This is a genomic window from Candidatus Symbiothrix dinenymphae, assembly GCF_001431085.1.
Map to the genome: position 1 here is coordinate 1 of NZ_BBRU01000066.1, position 1,060 is coordinate 1,060.

Here is a 1,060-nt window from a genome sequence, read left to right on the forward strand (position 1 = left end):
GGTGGTGCGGGTGGTTGGGGCGGCGGCGACGGCGCCGGCGACGGCGCCGGCCCCGGCACAGGCGGCGGCGGCGCTCCCCCTGCCCCTGCCCCTGTCCCTGCCCCTGTCCCTGTCCCTCCAATACCCACTGCGGCAGAAGCTGTTAGAGCACATGTACCCCCCTTACCCATAGACCCATTAGCCCCAGCAGAAGTAGACAAGATATTAGCAGACGCATGTGATCCTGCTTATGACGATACACCGAGTCCGCCTCCGACTCAGGTTTCCCATCGTGTCGACACTTATGCCGGAACCGGTACCGAAGTCGAAGCCCCGTTTCGCATTGTCCTGCGTGCCGGAGCCTTTGCCGGAGCATCCGGCAGCGCATGTTCATGCGGCGTATGTTTCGTTGACGATAAACTTAGAGATAACTACGACGTCGACGGCGATGGCGAAGCGGACCCCCCCGGCGGACAGGAACAGGAAACGAAGGCGAAGGAAGTATTGAATGTGTTTGACGGCGCAAAAGGAAGCACACGCAAGAGAACAGGCTACGAGCATGCTTACGTTACCATGCACCATGTGCACCTAGATGCTTTTGATGAAGTGAAGGCGGAGGCGCTATCACATGTTGCTCTGCGCGGTTCCATTGGCACCGGACTGGAATTAGACCAAGAAGGAAGCGATACAGACAACTCCTCGGACGGCTCAACCACCGACCACCGTTATCAATATTTTCGATGTTATGGTCGTCGCCGCCTTCGCCTTCTTCGCCTTCGCCTTCGCCGTCGCCGGGAGTAGGAGTGGGAATGCGGCCGCCTCCTAATCTGTCTTCTTTGACGTTGGCGGGAACTTTGGATTCGTCTATGGGTTTGTCATCGGGATCATACCATCCGCCAGGACCATACCAATAACCTGTTCCATGCTCATATTCTGCATCTTTTCGATCGCCTCGGCCTCGTACGGGGGGATCAGGCTCGCCGTCGCCTTCGCCTTCGCCTTCGCCTTCGCCGCCGTCGCCGCCTTCGCCGCCTTCGCCGCCGCCTTCGCCGCCTTCGCCGCCGCCTTCGCCGCCTTCGCC

General features: G+C 60.0%; 2 protein-coding genes. One reads left to right on the top strand and one right to left on the bottom strand.

The features are described from left to right. On the top strand, window positions 1-780 hold a 780-nt coding region (locus ASC50_RS07370), incomplete at its 5' end, for a hypothetical protein (protein ID WP_226995312.1). A 63-nt stretch (window positions 781-843) separates the two neighbouring features. On the opposite strand, the gene ASC50_RS07000 is transcribed toward ASC50_RS07370, so the two are convergent. Next, window positions 844-1,060 (bottom strand): hypothetical protein (locus ASC50_RS07000; RefSeq protein ID WP_193391174.1); only part of this gene is annotated, 217 nt, incomplete at its 5' end.